This is a genomic window from Nocardia sp. NPDC050718, from assembly GCF_040654235.1.
In the GTDB taxonomy this organism is placed as follows: domain Bacteria; phylum Actinomycetota; class Actinomycetes; order Mycobacteriales; family Mycobacteriaceae; genus Nocardia.
Window position 1 is genome coordinate 1,465,492 of sequence record NZ_JBFAHQ010000001.1, and the last position, 15,114, is coordinate 1,480,605.

The 15,114-nt window shown below is 72.5% G+C and carries 12 protein-coding genes; 5 read left to right on the forward strand and 7 right to left on the reverse strand.

What is annotated here, in order from left to right:
• Positions 1 to 3: 3 nt before the first annotated feature.
• The 4 genes from AB0H54_RS06860 to AB0H54_RS06875 form a co-directional block, all read right to left on the reverse strand.
• The gene (locus AB0H54_RS06860; protein WP_355276218.1) at positions 4 to 1,167 is read right to left on the reverse strand and encodes a VWA domain-containing protein; all 1,164 of its coding nucleotides are present in this window, start codon (positions 1,165 to 1,167) and stop codon (positions 4 to 6) included.
• A gap of 136 nt (positions 1,168 to 1,303) precedes the next feature.
• Entirely contained in the window at positions 1,304 to 3,790 is a 2,487-nt protein-coding gene (locus AB0H54_RS06865; protein ID WP_357343342.1) for a DUF5682 family protein, read from the reverse strand.
• Positions 3,791 to 3,839: 49 nt separating this feature from the next.
• Positions 3,840 to 4,940, reverse strand: a complete 1,101-nt coding sequence (locus AB0H54_RS06870; protein ID WP_357343344.1) for an AAA family ATPase — start codon at positions 4,938 to 4,940, stop codon at positions 3,840 to 3,842.
• Positions 4,937 to 7,831 (reverse strand): SWIM zinc finger family protein, encoded by a 2,895-nt coding sequence (locus AB0H54_RS06875; protein WP_357343345.1) that lies wholly within the window; start codon positions 7,829 to 7,831, stop codon positions 4,937 to 4,939. The genes AB0H54_RS06870 and AB0H54_RS06875 overlap by 4 nt, the downstream gene beginning before the upstream one ends.
• 429 nt (positions 7,832 to 8,260) lie before the next feature.
• Between AB0H54_RS06875 and AB0H54_RS06880 the strand changes: the two genes are divergently transcribed.
• The 4 genes from AB0H54_RS06880 (at position 8,261) to AB0H54_RS06895 (ending at position 12,077) form a co-directional block, all read left to right on the forward strand.
• A complete protein-coding gene (locus tag AB0H54_RS06880; protein ID WP_357343347.1) occupies positions 8,261 to 10,852 on the forward strand; it encodes an AAA family ATPase in 2,592 nt (863 codons plus the stop codon).
• 115 nt (positions 10,853 to 10,967) lie between these two features.
• Positions 10,968 to 11,342 carry a hypothetical protein gene (locus AB0H54_RS06885; RefSeq protein ID WP_357343349.1) on the forward strand — a complete coding sequence of 125 codons (375 nt, stop codon included), beginning with the start codon at positions 10,968 to 10,970 and terminating at the stop codon, positions 11,340 to 11,342.
• A 35-nt stretch (positions 11,343 to 11,377) separates the two neighbouring features.
• Positions 11,378 to 11,776, forward strand: coding sequence for a YchJ family protein (locus AB0H54_RS06890; RefSeq protein ID WP_357343351.1), 399 nt, complete (start codon positions 11,378 to 11,380; stop codon positions 11,774 to 11,776).
• 25 nt (positions 11,777 to 11,801) lie between these two features.
• Positions 11,802 to 12,077 (forward strand): SelT/SelW/SelH family protein, encoded by a 276-nt coding sequence (locus AB0H54_RS06895; RefSeq protein ID WP_357343353.1) that lies wholly within the window; start codon positions 11,802 to 11,804, stop codon positions 12,075 to 12,077.
• Between the two features lies 1 nt (position 12,078).
• Here AB0H54_RS06895 and AB0H54_RS06900 read toward each other — a convergent pair whose 3' ends face one another.
• Positions 12,079 to 12,420 carry a DoxX family protein gene (locus AB0H54_RS06900; RefSeq protein ID WP_357343355.1) on the reverse strand — a complete coding sequence of 114 codons (342 nt, stop codon included), beginning with the start codon at positions 12,418 to 12,420 and terminating at the stop codon, positions 12,079 to 12,081.
• A gap of 77 nt (positions 12,421 to 12,497) precedes the next feature.
• Complete coding sequence (locus AB0H54_RS06905) at positions 12,498 to 12,719, reverse strand: zinc ribbon domain-containing protein (RefSeq protein WP_355276204.1); 222 nt, start codon at positions 12,717 to 12,719, stop codon at positions 12,498 to 12,500.
• A gap of 454 nt (positions 12,720 to 13,173) precedes the next feature.
• Between AB0H54_RS06905 and AB0H54_RS06910 the strand changes: the two genes are divergently transcribed.
• Positions 13,174 to 14,751, forward strand: coding sequence for a carboxylesterase/lipase family protein (locus AB0H54_RS06910; RefSeq protein ID WP_357343357.1), 1,578 nt, complete (start codon positions 13,174 to 13,176; stop codon positions 14,749 to 14,751).
• Here AB0H54_RS06910 and AB0H54_RS06915 read toward each other — a convergent pair.
• On the reverse strand, positions 14,748 to 15,104 hold the full coding sequence (locus tag AB0H54_RS06915) for a hypothetical protein (RefSeq protein ID WP_357343359.1): 357 nt from the start codon (positions 15,102 to 15,104) through the stop codon (positions 14,748 to 14,750). The two genes, AB0H54_RS06910 and AB0H54_RS06915, sit on opposite strands and share 4 nt — an antisense overlap.
• Positions 15,105 to 15,114: the final 10 nt, after the last annotated feature.

Here is a 15,114-nt window from a genome sequence, read left to right on the forward strand (position 1 = left end):
GTGCTACACGGCGGGAGTGTTGGTGTCGGCCCAGTGCGTGAGGTCGCCGCGGTCCAGGGCGACCGCCAGCAGATCGGGGAATTTGTCCGGCGTGCAGGCGAAGGCGGGGATGCCGAGCGCGGCCAGCGCGGCGGCGTTGTCGTGGTCGTAGGCGGGCGCGCCCTCGTCCGACAGTGCCAGCAGGACCACCACCTGGACGCCGGCCTCCTTCATCGCGTTGCACCGGCGCAGCATCTCCTCGCGCACGCCGCCCTCGTACAGATCGGAGATGAGCACGAACAGGCTGTCGGTGGGCCGGGTGATCAGCGTCTGCGCGTAGGCGATGGCGCGGTTGATGTCGGTGCCGCCGCCGAGCTGGGTGCCGAACAGGACGTCGACCGGGTCGCTGAGCTGGTCGGTGAGGTCGACGACCTCGGTGTCGAACACCACCAGCGAGGTCTTCAGCGAGCGCATCGAGGCCAGCACCGCCCCGAACACCGAGGCATAGACGACGCTGGCCGCCATCGAGCCGGATTGGTCGATGGCCAGCACCACATCGCGCTGAATCGACTGCGCCTTGCGCCCGTAGCCGACCAGCCGCTCCGGCACCACCGTGCGGTGCTCGGGCAGATAGTTGGCGAGGTTCTTGCGGATGGTCCGGTCGAAGTCGATATCGCGCAGTTTCGGGCGGTGGGTGCGGGCCGAGCGATTGATCGCGCCGGTGACCGCGGCGACGGTCTTGGCGGCGATGCGCTGCTCGATCTCGCGCACCACCTTCTCGACCACCATCCGGGCGGTGGCCTTGGTGGTCTCCGGCATCACCCGGTTCAACCCCATCAGCGTGCCCACCAGATGTACGTCGGGCTCCACCGATTCCAGCAGTTCGGGTTCGAGCAGCAGCTGGGTGAGGTTCAGCCGCTGCACGGCGTCGCGCTGCATCACCTCGACCACGGTCGCGGGGAAATAGGTGCGGATGTCGCCGAGCCAGCGCGCCACACGCGGTGCCGAACCACCGAGTCCGCCGGACCTCTTCGTCGATCCGCCTGCCTCACCGGTGTTGTAGAGGGCGCCGAGGGCCTGGTCCATGGCCTGGTCAGGGCCCGAGGACAAGCCGCCGAGCTGTTCCTCCGCGGCCTGGCCGAGGACGAGTCGCCAACGGCGCGAATGGGTTTCGTCGTTACCGGTCACGGCAGCAGCTCCAGGTGTTCGAGCGGAATTCGTCGGGATGCCGGTGATACCCGGGCCGCAGCTCGGATCTCCGGCGGTGTGCTGCACCGGATTCGGCGGGCGGCGGCGAGGACCGCACCGTGGGCCGGTGGCGCGGTCATCCGGCGGCGCCCAGGATCGCGGCGGCGGCGCGCAGGGCCGCCTGCCCTCGGGCCGGGTCGATGGGGGTCGCGCCGGTAGCCGCGGCCGGTGCGGAACCGGTATCGCGCAGGGCCTGGCCGATGGCGCGGCGCTCCCCGGATTCGAAGGAACCGAAGGTGCGGCGCAGCAGCGGCAGGGTGGCGACGAACTGGTCCTCGGTGAGTTCGCGGAGCCACTCGTCGATGCGGCGCAACAACTCCCGATCGTGCACGAGCAGCAGGCCGCGCCCGCCGAGGAAGCCGTCGATCCAGGCGGCCTTGGCGGCGGGGGTGTTGCCGACGGACAGGGCGGCGGCCAGGCGGCGGGCCGAGTCGGCGTCGTCGATGCGTTCGGCGTCGCACAGCAGGCGGACCGCGCGGCCGCTGATCGCGCCGTGCACGTCGTCGCGGTCGGCGATGCGCTGGAGCGTGGCCAGCCATTCGGTGGTGGTGTGATCGTCGTCGCGGGTGCTGATCGCGGTGTGCGCGGCATCGATCTGGGCGCGCAGCGCCTCGGCCGCGTCGGTGTCGAGGCCGGTGACCGCGCCGGGCAGCCCGGCGCAGATCCGCACCAGCAGGCCGTCGGCGACATGGGCCAGCGCCTTGGTGTCGGTGCCGCGGACGTCGCCGTAGCGCAGGGTCCTGGTCAGGCCGGGCAGCGCGCCCAGCAGATGGGTGACGTCGTGGTCGAGGGCGGCGGCCGCTTCCAGCCGGGTGATCAGACCGTCGGTGGCGCCGCCCAGATCGGCTAGCAGCGCGGTCTCCAGCGCGTCGGCGAGTTCGGCGACGGTGACCCCGTCGCGGCTCGCGGTGTCGAGGATCTTCGCCTCGGCGGCGGTGCGCAGCGTGGTGCCCCAGACCGCGGCTTCGACGATGCGGACCTCGAATTCCGGTTCCCAGCGCAGGGTCCAGGTCTCCCGGAAGGTGCCGGTGTTGCGGACCTCGCCGACGGTCGGTGTGCCCCAGTCGACGCCGAGCAGCCGCAGCCGGTGCAGCAGGTGCGAGCGCTCGACATCGCGCTCCTTGCGCAGGTCCAGATCGACCGTGCGGGCGAGGGCTTCCTGCTTGAGCCGCAATGTCTTGCTCCGCGCCCGCAGATCCGCCGCCAGCGGCACGGTCGGGGTGTCCTCGGGGACGCCGCCGAGGGTCTCGCCGACGACGAGTTCGTCGATCACCAGCCGCAGCATGGTCTCGTCGCCACCGCACATCACCGAGCGCACGGCCTCGGTCACCTCGGACAATCCGGCCAGCGGGCGCCCGCGCAGCGCGGCCAGCGTGTCGGCCAGGCGCACCGACTCGATGATGTGCGCGCTCGACACCGGCAGATCGTGCGCCCGCAGCACGCCGGCGACCTTCGTCAGCCACCGCGCCACCGGTCGCTCGGTCTCGGTGAACAGATGGTGATACCAGCCCGGCGAGGTGACCCCGGCCCCGTACCCCGAGCCCGCCGCCAGCCGCGAATGCGTCCACGGCACCCAGGTCAGCGCGGTCTTGATCTTCGGCAAGCCCTTGAGCAGCCGCGCGTCCGGTGCGGCCGGGCCCAACGCTCCGGTCAGCGCGGGCGCGTGCCAGGCGCCGCACACCACGGCCAGTCGCTTCGCCCCGTCCTTGAGGGTCTGCCGCATCACCTGTCGCATGTACGCCTCGCGCCGCAGGGTGTGCTGATCGACGACCAGCGGTGCGATCGTGGGGTCCACCGGTAGCGGGGCGCCCGATCCCGGTGCAGGTGCGGCGTCGTCCGGATCCGCTGTGGAAGCGGTGGGCAGGCCGGTGGGGAGCGGCGAATCGTCGTGTGGCGTCTGGATCGCGTCTTCGCGCAGGGCGGACATCGCCTCCGTGATCGCGTCGAAAGCCGCACTGTCCGGGACGGATTCGACAACGGCGTCCCACCAGCGTTCGGCGTCGTCGTAGCCCGCTGCCGAGGCCAGGGCGGCCAAGGGGTCGCTGCGGTCGCCACGAGCGTCGTCGTCGGCGGCGAGGACGTTCGCGGCGGGGAGATCGCAGAAGCGCACCGACACGGCGTGGTCGGCGCCGTAGCGCATGGCCTGCCACTCCGGGGAGAACACCGCGAACGGCCAGAAGGCCGCGCGGGCAGGCGAATCCGGGACGTAGGCCAGCAGGGCGACCGGCGGGGTCATGGTGTCGGCGGCGACGAATCCGACGAGCGGGTCGGCGTCGGCGGGGCCTTCGATGAGGATGGCGTCGGGGCCGAATTCCTCGAGCGCCTGGCGCAGCGATCTGGCCGAACCCGGCCCGTGGTGGCGGATGCCGAAGACCCGCGTCACCGCGGCTTCATCCGCGCCGGTGGGTGGCCGTCGGCCCGTGCCGGGGTCGGGCGCCGTGTCAGCCGGACCGGTCGGGGCAGCGGGCGCGCCGGTCTCCGCCGACTCGTGGTCGGCGGGTTCAGCGGCTGTCCGGTCGGCTTCGGTGGCCGAGACGCTCGTGTCGTCGGTCTGTCGATTCATCGAAAACCCCATGTGTGCGGTCTGTTCCGTCCTCCCCGTCGGCCCGGCGTCAGTGCGAGATCTCGCGGCAGGCGCGGTAGAAGTCGGCCCAGTCCGGACGTTCGCGCACCACGGCCTCGAGGTATTCGGTCCAGATCACCGAGTCGGCGACCGGGTCCTTGATCACCGAACCGAGGACGGCACCCGCGATATCGGAGGCCCGCAGCACGCCGTCACCGAAGTGCGCGGACAGGGCGAGCCCGTTGGTGATCACCGAGATGGCCTCGGCGGTGGACAGGGTGCCCGAGGGGGACTTGAGCTTGGTGCGGCCGTCGGCGGTGATCCCGGAGCGCAGTTCGCGGAACACCCGCACCACCCGGCGGACCTCCTCGGCCGCGGCGGGGACGGTCGGCAGTTCCAGTGCGGCGCCGAGCTGTTCGACCCGCCTGCTGACGATGGCGACCTCGGAATCCTCGTCGGCGGGCAGCGGCAGCACCACGGTGTTGAAGCGGCGGCGCAGCGCCGAGGACAGGTCGTTCACGCCGCGGTCGCGGTCGTTGGCCGTGGCGATCACGTTGAAACCCTTGGCCGCCTGCACTTCCGCGCCCAGCTCTGGCACCGGCAGGGTCTTCTCGGACAGGATCGTGATCAGCGCGTCCTGCACGTCGGACGGGATGCGGGTCAGCTCTTCGATGCGGGCGATGGCCCCGGTCCGCATGGCCGTCATCACCGGCGAGGCGACCAGCGCGGCGTCACTTGGCCCCTCGGCCAGCAGCCTGGCGTAGTTCCAGCCGTACCGGATCGCCTCCTCGGCGGTCCCCGAGGTGCCCTGCACCAGCAGTGTCGACTCCCCGCTGATGGCGGCCGAGAGATGTTCCGACACCCAGGTTTTCGCGGTGCCGGGCACCCCGAGCAGCAGCAGGGCGCGATCGGTGGCCAGGGTCGCCACGGCCACCTCCATCAGCCGCCGCGGCCCGACGTACTTGGGCGTGATGACGGTGCCGTCGTCGAGCGTGCCACCGAGGACATAGGTGACGACCGCCCACGGCGAGAGCCGCCAGGACGGCGGCCGCGGCCGATCGTCGACGCGAGCCAGCGCGGACAGCTCCTCGGCGAAGGCCTGTTCGGCATGCGGACGCAGCAGGGTGGTTGCCGGTTCGGTGGTGGTCATCGCAGCTCCTCGAGCATGGTCGCGCGGTCGGTGAGGTGGTGGGCGAGTCGGTGGAAGGCCTGTTGCCAGGCGGGGTCGTCGGTGCTGTCGGCGAGCGCGGTGACGCGCTCGGCCAGGTCGACGGGCAGGTGCACGCCCGCCGCGGTGATCAGGGCCCGGTCGGCGTAGACGCCGGCGTTCGCGTTGGCCTGGCGGGAGGTCGTGCGGGCGCGTTCGCCGAGCAGGCGCACGACGTGGTCGGCGACCGGGCGCGGCCAGGGATGGTCGAGGCCGGGCAGGATCGCGTGCAGTTCGGTGAGCTGGTGGGCGTCGAGATCGAGGACGTGCTCGATCCGGTCGGTGGCGTCGAGCAGGGTGAACAGTTCGCGGCGGCGCAGTACGGCCTGTTCGGTCGGGGTGGCGTTGGCGAACAGCGCACGGGCCCAGGTGGTGTCGCGCTGGGCGAGGGCGGCGTCGACCCAGCCGTCGACGATCGCCTTGGCGTAGCGCGGCGGCAGGGTGAGGGTCAGCGCGGCGGTCGCGGTGGCCGCTCCGGTGGCGCCGACGAGCGGTTCCCACGCGGTCAACGGGGTGGCCGCGATCGCCTGGTGCAGGGTCTTCAGCGTGGAGTCGGGGGTGTCCCAGCGCAGGGTGGCCTGGTCGGTGCCGTCGGTGATGCCGTCGCGCCTGGCCTGCGCGTCGACCGCAGCGGGCACCGTGACCTCGACGGTGCCGTCGGTGTCGACGCGCAGCCACGCCGACACCAGCGCCGCCATCCGCTGCCCGAGCGCCGACCCGGGCAGCCGGGCCAGCAGGCCTGCCGCGGTGCGCCGGACGTCGCCGCGGCGATCGTCGAGTGCGCGCTCGAGCAGCGGCTCGTCGGCGAGACTCGACCCGTCGACGAGGAGCGCGAGCAACTCGGCCTTGATCGGGCCCGATTCCTTGGCCCACGCGGTACTCAGCACCTCGAGCGCGGCGGCGGGATCGGTGTGGCGCAGGCGCGCCAGCCAATCCTTGCGCTCGCCGGGGGCGCCGAACAGCCAGACATCCTGCGCCCCGGGTGTTCCGGTGACCTCCTCGGGCGCGGCCAGCTCGACCCGATCGACCGGGAACGAGTCGAGCAGCGTCGACCACGCCGGGTTCCGCGCCGCCAGCCACCGGCCACGCCGACCGGCCAGCCGCAGCAGCGACCCGCGCAGCTGGACATCGGCGGCCGCGGTGAGTGCCTGCACGCACAGCACATCCGGCAGCCGGTAGTCGAACGGCGCCGCGGCGGTGAACCATTCGGGCAGGAACGCGGACTTCTCGGCGAGCAGGCGGCTGAGCCGATCGGCGGCCTGCCGGGGCAGCAGCGGGCGCGCGTCGTCGGGCGCGGGGTCCGGCTTCGGCGCGGTGCCCGGCATCCGGCCGCCGCGCAGGTAGAGGTCCTGGAGGGCGGCCGCGTCGAGCAGCCGGACCGCCGGTTCGCCGGAGCGCTGCGGCACCACCGCCGTCACGGCGTCGGCCAGCTGGACGCCGTCGGCACTGCGTCGGGCCGTGCCGAGCAGCGCGACCGAAACCAGTTCGGCCAGTTCGGGAGTCGGTGCCGACCGGGTGGGGAACTCGGTCTCCAGATCGGTGACCTCGCCCGCGCTGAACACCGAGACCGGATCGAACCCGTCGGCGCGCCACTCACCGGTGACCGTCACCGGATGACCGCCCGCCACCGCGAACAACCGCCACGGCCGCACCCCGGCGGGCAGCGGCAGCGCGGCGCCCTCGGCGTCGACGAGGTGCCAGCCGTGCTCGTCGAGCACCGGCACCACGTCGGCCAGCAGGGCGGGCCAGGCCCGCAGCCACGGGTCCTCGCCCAGGGCCGAGGCGTAGGCGTCGAGCGCGTCGCCGATGGTGACACCGCCGATCGCGGGCACGGTGGTGAACGGCGCGGGGACGCCGTGCCGGGCGCCCCACTGCACGCGCAACGGCGCGGCGCCGGGGTAGTAGTGCAGATCGGCGTCGACCTCGTGGCCGGGCGCGGGGACCTCGCCGGTGAAATTCGGTGTGCCGAAGGAATGTTCGATCAGGACCGCCCAGCGCCCGCTGCCGCGGCCGCGCAGCCAGGTGCGCCGGGTGTGCAGGCGCTCCTCCTCGCTGACCCGCATGCCGAGGACCAGCCAGCGGTCCCGCACCGCCGGCTCGGCCAGCACGGTCTCGGCCTGGGTCGGATAGCCGACATGGGTGCGGATGCCCGCCCGCAGCGGCTCCGGGACGGCATCGATGGTGCGATGGGCCAGCACCAGCAGATGCAGCCGGGCGTACTCGCGCAGCAGCAGCTCGGGCCAGTGCTCGGTGGTCACCACGGCGGCGGGCAGGCGGCGCAGCGTCGCAGCGACGCCGGGCGCCTGGGCGTCGACCATGCGGGCGGCGATCGCCTCGTACGCGGCGAACGAGCGGTCGGCCTGGGCCAGCCCGGTCCGGATCTGGTCGGTGAGCCACACCTCCAGCTCGGTCAGGCCCGCCGAGACCCTGGCCCGCCGTTGCTCGACGGTCGCCGGCGACGGTGTGGCGGCCGCCTTGGCTTTGGGCGGTGCCGCCGCCTTGGCCGCCCGGCCCGCCAGCCACTCCGCGGCGAACTCCGCGGGCGCGTCCTGCGCAGGCACCGCGCCACCGGACCAGCTCAGCAGCAGCGACAGCGCGTGCTTGCACGGAAACTTGCGGCTCGGGCACGAGCACTTGTACGCGGGCCCGGCCAGGTCGACGATCGTCTGATAGGGCTTGGACCCGCTGCCCTGGCACAGACCCCACACCGCACTGCCCGCGCTACCGGTCGCGCGCCAGCGACCGGCCAGCTTGCGCGCGGCAGCCAGTGAGCTCGCGTCCGGCGCGAGTGCGCGGACCTGGTCCTCGGTCCACGGCGCCTGTTGGTCGGTCATCGCCTTCCCCCGTTCTCTCCTCGCCGAAATATCTACCGCAGGGGACCGACAACTGCCGTTCACGTCGGCGAATCTCGGCGGAAGACGCTGCCGCTCCGGCAGATTCGTGCGGTTGGACTTGCTGCCTGCGGAAAAATCTGGCATTCTGACCTGTTCGGCTCGCCCGGACCGCCCACGTCGCTCATCGCAGCGTAGCGCGGGTGTGAACACCTCATCGAGCTGCCCGCCGGGGTGGGCGAGGGGTGGACATCGAGGGGCCCGCCGTGGCACCACGATGGCCATTCCACTCCCGCGGGCAGATTCGCTGGGGCACTGCGCATCCCCTGGGCGAACGCTCCGCGATCAGGTAGCGTTTGCCGAGGAGGATCACGTGGGCCGGGCAGATCGGCCGCCGCGGTGCGTGCGGCCGCGAAGGGGGATGTCGCAGAAGTGTGCTCGGATCGCATCGCCGAGGTGGTCGCGCGTGAGCTCGCCGCCGACCCCGCCGTGGAGGGGCGGGTCGCCGAGTGCGTGCTGGCAGCCCTCGCCGAGGCCGACGGTGATCGAGCCGCACCCGATTCCGGTGATACCGGGGTCTTCCTGCGCTCGATCACCGTGCACGGCTTCCGCGGCATCGGGCCGACGGCTACGCTGCGCCTGAACCCCGGACCGGGGCTGACCTTGGTCGTCGGGCGCAACGGCAGCGGCAAGTCCAGCTTCGCCGAGGCCGCCGAATTCGCGCTCACGGGCGGCAACCGGCGCTGGGACGGCCGCTCGACCGCGTGGCGCGAAGGCTGGCGCAACCTGCACGAACCCGATCTCGCCCGGATCGAGGTCGACCTGCTCACGGCGGGCGAGGAGGCCGAGCTCACGGTCGCCACGCACTGGGCGCCCGGCAGCGAGCTGGGCGAGGCGCAGTGGACCGAGCGTCGCGGCACGGACCGGACCGTGGCCATCGACCCGCGCAGCAGGCGCGGTCGGCTGGACCTGTATCGGCCCTTCCTGTCCTACAGCGAGCTCGGCGCTCTCGTCGACGGCAAGCCCAGCGACCTGTTCGACGCGCTGCACCGCCTGCTCGGCCTGGACGAACTGGCCGCCGCCGCCGAACACATCCGCCTGCGCAAGCTGGAACTCGAGCGCGCCGTCAAGGATTCGCGGCAGTCCCGCACCGATCTGCTCGCCGAACTCGCCGACGTCGACGACGCGCGCGCCCGCCACGTCGCCGACCTGCTCCGCGTCCCGGACCCCGATCTCGACGCGGTGGCCGCCGCAGTCGCCGGTTCGGTGCTCGGGCCCGACGGACCCGACGGACTGCGGGCCATCCTGCGCCTCACGCTGCCCGACCCGGCACAGGTGGCCGCGGCGGTCGATCGCCTCGCCGACGCTTCGGCCGCGTTGTCGCGCCACGCCACCACCGACGCCGAGTCCGACCTGCGCGTCCTCGAACTGCTCACCCGCGCCCGCGAACACGTCACCGCCGGTGGCACCTGCCCCTGCCCGCTCTGCGGCCGCGGCGACCTCGACACCGCCTGGCTGGCCGCCGCCGACGCCGAAATCGACCAGCGCGAAACGCAACTCGCCGCACTGCGCTCGGCCCGCGCGGAGTTCGATGCCGCGTTGGCCGCCGCTCGCGCGCTCACGTCGCGTGTACCCCTCGAGCTCGGCGCCGCGCAGCCGACACCGGTCGCTCCCGCGTCGATCGGCGGCGGCGAAACCACATCGGGCAGCGGCGCTGTGCCGTCGGAAGGTGTGGCCACGCCTGGAGGTGGGACCGCGCTGGGCGGTGCCGCCGTGGTCGGTGGTGGGACTGCGTCGAGCGTCGGGCAGGCGAGCGGTGGGGCGGGTCTGATCAGGCGGCAACTGTCGGCGGTGCACGCACTCTGGACGGTGTGGGCCGGGCTCGGCGAGGCGGAACACGATGACGAGTTTTCGCGGCGTCTGGGTGACACCTACGCCGAGTTGAGCGCCGAACTCTCTGCTCTGCAACGTGATACGAGCACCGAGCTCGATCGCCTCGACTCCGTGTGGTCCCCGCTCGTCCCGCGCATCCTCGCCTGGCTCGACCCCGCTCGCGCGGTGTCGGCGGACGCGGCCGAACTGCGGATGGTGAAGAAGGCCGCGGACTGGCTCAAATCGGCCACCGCGACGATTCGCGGCGAGCGGATGCGCCCGCTGGAGAGCACCGCGCGGTGGGTGTGGAGCACGCTGCGGCAGCAGAGCAATGTGGAACTCGGCGCGATCCGGTTGCAGGGCAGCGCGGGCACCGCGCGGCGGGTGCTGCTGGATGTGACCGTCGACGAGGTGGACGGCGCCGCGCTCGGCGTGATGAGCCAGGGCGAGCTGCACGCGCTCGGGCTGTCGCTGTTCCTGCCGCGAGCGACGATGTCGCACAGTCCGTTCCGCTTCGTGATGATCGACGATCCGGTGCAGGCGATGGACCCGGCGAAGGTCGACGGCCTGGCCAGGGTGCTCGCCGAGGTGGCGACCACCCGGCAGGTGGTGGTGTTCACCCACGACGAGCGCTTGGCCGAGGCGGTGCGCCGGATGCAGCTCGACGCCACGGTGCTCGAGGTGCAGCGCCGGGAACGTTCCGTGGTGGAGGTGCGGGTGACCGGCGACCCGGTGCGCCGCTACCTCGACGACGCCCGCTCGCTGCTGCGCACCCCGCAGCTGCCGTCCGCCATCGCCGACGAACTCGTCGCCACCTGCTGCCGCTCCGCGATCGAGGCGGCGGGGCTGGCGAAGGCCCGCCAGGAACTGCTCGCCACCGGCCTCGATCACGCCGAGGTGGAACGGCGGGTGCGCAACGCCCACACCACCCGCGCGATGATCACCCTGGCGATCATGGGCCCCGGCGCCCGCGTCGACGACCTGAACAAGCACCTGAGCGCGGTCGGCGGCCGCTGGCTGGTCGGCGTGCTGCGCGACGCCACCGCGGGCGCGCATGTGCCGATCGATCGGCCGATGCGGGAATTGATCAGCGACACCGAACGATTCATCGCCTGGCTGCGCGCCCACGAGCCCGCCGCGGTCCGCTCATGAGCCGCGATACAGGTGGTCGGCGCTCGCGGTCCCGCCGGGGCGGCGGTGCCGCGGTGGTGCTCCGGTGAACCGGCGGAGCAGGCCGCGACGGCCCAGGTACACCCCGCGTCCCTCGGTGGCCGAGCGCCTGGAGGCGGCCGAGAACCTGCTGTCCGGCGACGTCTCCGACGCGGGCGGGGTGTGGTCGCGGGCGGTCGCGTGGATTCTGCGGCTCGCGCTCGAGCAGGCCGTCGACGAACTGTGGGCGCAGATCGCCCCCGAACTCATGCGCTGCCCGATGCGGGCCCAGCTCCTCGCCCTGCGTGTGTACGCGGGGCCGGAGACGGCGGGGCAGGTCGGCGCGCTGTGGGCCGCGCTGTCCCGGGCGGCCCATCACCTCGACTACGAGATGGCGCCCAGCGTGACCGACCTGCGGCGCTGGCGCGATCAGACCGGTGACCTCGCGCGGACGCTGGAACTGGTCCCGCTCGCGCACCAGCCGTTCGGCTGATCCCGCGTGGGCGCCGCCGGTCCCCACCCGGCAGGATGACCGGCATGGGTGAAGCGAAACCGTGTCCGTGCCGCCGCGGCGAACCGTTCGACGACTGCTGCGGACCGATCCTGGCGGGCACCCGGCCCGCACCCACCGCCGAGACCCTCATGCGCTCGCGCTACACCGCCTATGTCGTCGGTGACGTCGACTACCTGCTGCGTTCCTGGCATCCGAACACCCGGCCCGCCGAGCTCGAGCTCGACCCGGCGCAGCGGTGGCTGTTCCTGGAGATCGTCGGCACGCAGCGCGGCGGGCCGTTCGACGACAACGGCACCGTCGAGTTCATCGCCCACTACAAGGCGGACGGCGTCCGCGACGCGATGCACGAGAACAGCACCTTCGTCCGGGTCGACGGCGCGTGGGTCTACCTCGACGGCACGTTCAGCGCCTGAGTCACCCCTGGTGGATACTGGCCCCGTGCCCAGGATCGCGATCGAGTACTGCACCCAATGCCGCTGGCTGCTGCGCGCGAGCTGGATGGCCCAGGAACTGCTGACCACCTTCGCCACCGATCTCGGTGAGGTCGCCCTGGTGCCCGGTCAGGGTGGCATCTTCCGGATCACCCTCGACGGTGAACAGCTGTGGGAGCGCAAGGTCGACGGCGGCTTCCCCGACATCGCCGTCCTCAAGCAGCGCGTGCGCGACCGCATCGATCCCGACCGCGACCTCGGCCACGTGGACCGCCGCGACTGAATCAGGCGAACAGCACCGCGGCCGCGATCGCGAGCCCGAAGATCACCGCGGGCGGCCCGGCATGGTTCAGATCGTGGTGGGTGGCGTGCGCGAGGAGCGCCAGCGCGAAGTACGCCACCAGCCCGAGCGCCGTCGCCAGGCCCAGCGGCGTCCACCACAGGCCGACGACCAGCCCGAGCGCGGCGGCCAGCAGCACGGCCGCGAGGATCGGCAGCCGTCGGCGTTCGACGCCGACCCTGGCGTAGGCCTCGACGACCTCGGGCCTGCCGGACAGTTTCGCGCGGGCGGAGTAGACGAGCAGGGCGGCCAGCACCAGGGCGACCGCGGTACGCGCGACGGTCATGACGCGTCTTCTTCCGCGAGGGGATCGGTCCCCCTCGATTCTACGAACCCGCGGCGATCAGCGGACGGCCCCGCAGGTCAGCAGCAACCGCCGCCACCACAGCACCCGCCACCGGCGGGGCGCGGCGCGGCCACCGGCGCGGGGGCGGACCCGCGGCCGACGGTGCCGAAGGTGGTGAGCAGTTTGACCGTGTCGTCGTGGCCCGCCGGGCAGGCGGCCGGGTCCGCGGCCTGCGCCATCGGCCGGTTCACCTCGAACGTGTCGCCGCAGGAGCGGCACCGGAAGCTGTAGTTCGGCATCGGCACAGTGTAGGCGGGCGCTTGCGATCACCGTGCGCCGAAGCCTTCGCCCGGCACGGTATGACATCAGGTGTTCGGCGTCGATCGCATCGGCGACCTGCCGCGCGACGCGGTTCTCGTCGACGGCACGGCGACGAAGCGCAGCTTATTTTCAGCTAACTAGCTGTGATGTCGGCAGTCGCCCGGACGGGGATCTTCGGGCAGCGGCAGATATCGCCGTGTCCGGGGCCGGAGCGGACGGCGGACGTGGCCGAATCCACATCGTGACCGCCGGGCGGCCCGCTGAGAAGCGGATTCGGCGTGTTCCGCGGGGTAACTGTTACCTGTCGGAATGGTGCGTTGGGAGGCTGACCGGGGCGGACGCACGTACTCTCGTAAGGAGTCACCAGGTGCTGCGGCCTGCGGGAGCAAATACACAGGCACCCGTCGGGTCGCGCCGGCTAGGAGGTGTGCGATGAGCATTCAGTCCGATCTCGGCCCCGACGTGCGGACGCACGAGGCCGAACCGCTGGCTCGCACGGAGTACGGAACGGTCAGCGGCGCCTGGGACGGGCCGATCGCGGTCTGGCGCAGCGTCCCCTACGCCGCCGCACCGGCCGGACCTGACCGCTTCTCGCCGCCGCGGCCGCCGCGCGCCTGGGACGGCGTGCGCGATTGCGTCGTCTTCGGTGACATCGCCCCGCAGGCGATGGGCGCGATGGTGCCCGTCGACTCCGATCTGGCGATGGGCGAGGACTGTCTCTGGGTCAACGTCTGGTCGCCGCGCCCCGAGCCGAGCGACGACGCGCCGCGCCCGGTGATGGTGTGGCTGCACGGCGGCGCCTACTGCCTCGGCACCGCGGCGCAGACCATCTACGACGGGCGCAAACTGGCCGAGGCCGGTGACGTTGTCGTCGTGTCGGTGAACTACCGGATCGGCGTGCTCGGCTTCCTCGACCTGTCCTCGTTCGGCACGCCGTTCACCCCGAATCTCGGCCTGCGCGATCAGCTGGCGGCGCTGGCCTGGGTGCGCGACAACATCGCGGCGTTCGGCGGCGATCCGGACAATGTCACGGTCTTCGGTGAGTCCTCGGGCGCGGGCTGCGTCACGGCGCTGCTCACCTCGCCGTCGGCGGCCGGGCTGTTCCACAAGGCGATCGCCCAGAGTCCGCCCGCCACCACGGTCTTCGGGCAGGAACGCGCGGCCGTCGTCGCGCAGCGCTACCTGGAACTGCTCGAACTCGGCCCCGGCGAGACGGATCGGCTGCTGGACCTGCCGATCGATCGGCTCGTCGAGGTGGGCGCGGTGCTGCTCGACGAGGTGCCGATCAACGAACCGGGCAGGCTCGCGGCGGCGCCCGTCGTCGACGGTGATCTGTTGCCCGGCTACCCGATCGACCTCTTCCAGCAGGGGCGTTCGCATCGGGTACCGCTGCTGATCGGGACCAACCGGGACGAGGCCTCGCTGTTCCGGGTACTGCGCTCGCCGATCATGCCGGTGACACCCGACGCGGTGAACGCGATGCTGCGCGATGTCGCGGCCTCGCATCCGGAGATGTCGCCCGAGCGGATCGCCGAGATCACCTCCGCCTACCCGGATCTGACGAAGACCCGCGGGGCGCTGGCCATGTCGACCGATGCGGCCTTCCGGATGCCCGCCGCCTGGGTCGCCGAGGGGCACGCCCAGCACTCGCCGACCTGGATGTACCGCTTCGACTACGCGACCCCGATGCTGAAGGCGGCCCGGGTCGGCGCCGGGCACGCCACCGAATTGCCGTACGTCTTCGGCAATTTCGGCACTCTGAACCACGATCCGACCTTCTGGCTCGGCGGTCGCAAGGCCTCGGTCGCGGTCTCGGGCCGGATGCAGCGCCGCTGGCTGGCCTTCGCCGAACACGGTGTCCCCGCGGCCATCGACGGTTCCAAGCACTGGCCCCACTACCGCCCGTCCGCCCGCACCACGCTGCTCATCGACACCATCGACCGCGTCGTCGACAACCCCGACGCCGACCTGCACACCGCCTGGGGCGACCAGGCGGTCGGCTTCAGCTAGGCGAGCAGCCCCAGGATCGGCGCGCCGAGCGCGCCCAGCCAGTGCGCGAGGGCGGTGAGCGGGCCGGCCACGGCGGTCGCCGCGCCCGCGACCACCGTGGCGGCCTGGGCGATCCGGGTCAGCCGCGCGGAGATCTGCTCGCGGTCGGGCTGTGGCCGGGCGAGTTCGCGCCGGACCTCGGCCGCGTCGTCGGCGGCGCGGTCCATGCCGAGCCGCCGCAGGGTGGCCTCGAGTTCTACGGCGAAGTCGACGGTCTGGGTGGCGGTGAAGGTGCCGTGCTGACCGCCGTGGATGGTTTGGTCGCCGGCGACGTTGTTGATATTGCCCTGCTGCGAGCCGATATTGAAGACCACGAGATTTTCC

Bases quoted from the DNA above. Each gene is read 5' to 3' on its own strand.
- AB0H54_RS06870 (WP_357343344.1), bottom strand. From the start codon at position 4,940: ATGACCACCACCGAACCGGCAACCACCCTGCTGCGTCCGCATGCCGAA.
- AB0H54_RS06910 (WP_357343357.1), top strand. From the start codon at position 13,174: ATGAGCATTCAGTCCGATCTCGGCCCCGACGTGCGGACGCACGAGGCC.
- AB0H54_RS06905 (WP_355276204.1), bottom strand. From the start codon at position 12,719: ATGCCGAACTACAGCTTCCGGTGCCGCTCCTGCGGCGACACGTTCGAG.
- AB0H54_RS06900 (WP_357343355.1), bottom strand. From the start codon at position 12,420: ATGACCGTCGCGCGTACCGCGGTCGCCCTGGTGCTGGCCGCCCTGCTC.
- AB0H54_RS06890 (WP_357343351.1), top strand. From the start codon at position 11,378: ATGACCGGCATGGGTGAAGCGAAACCGTGTCCGTGCCGCCGCGGCGAA.
- AB0H54_RS06875 (WP_357343345.1), bottom strand. From the start codon at position 7,831: ATGACCGACCAACAGGCGCCGTGGACCGAGGACCAGGTCCGCGCACTC.
- AB0H54_RS06865 (WP_357343342.1), bottom strand. From the start codon at position 3,790: ATGAATCGACAGACCGACGACACGAGCGTCTCGGCCACCGAAGCCGAC.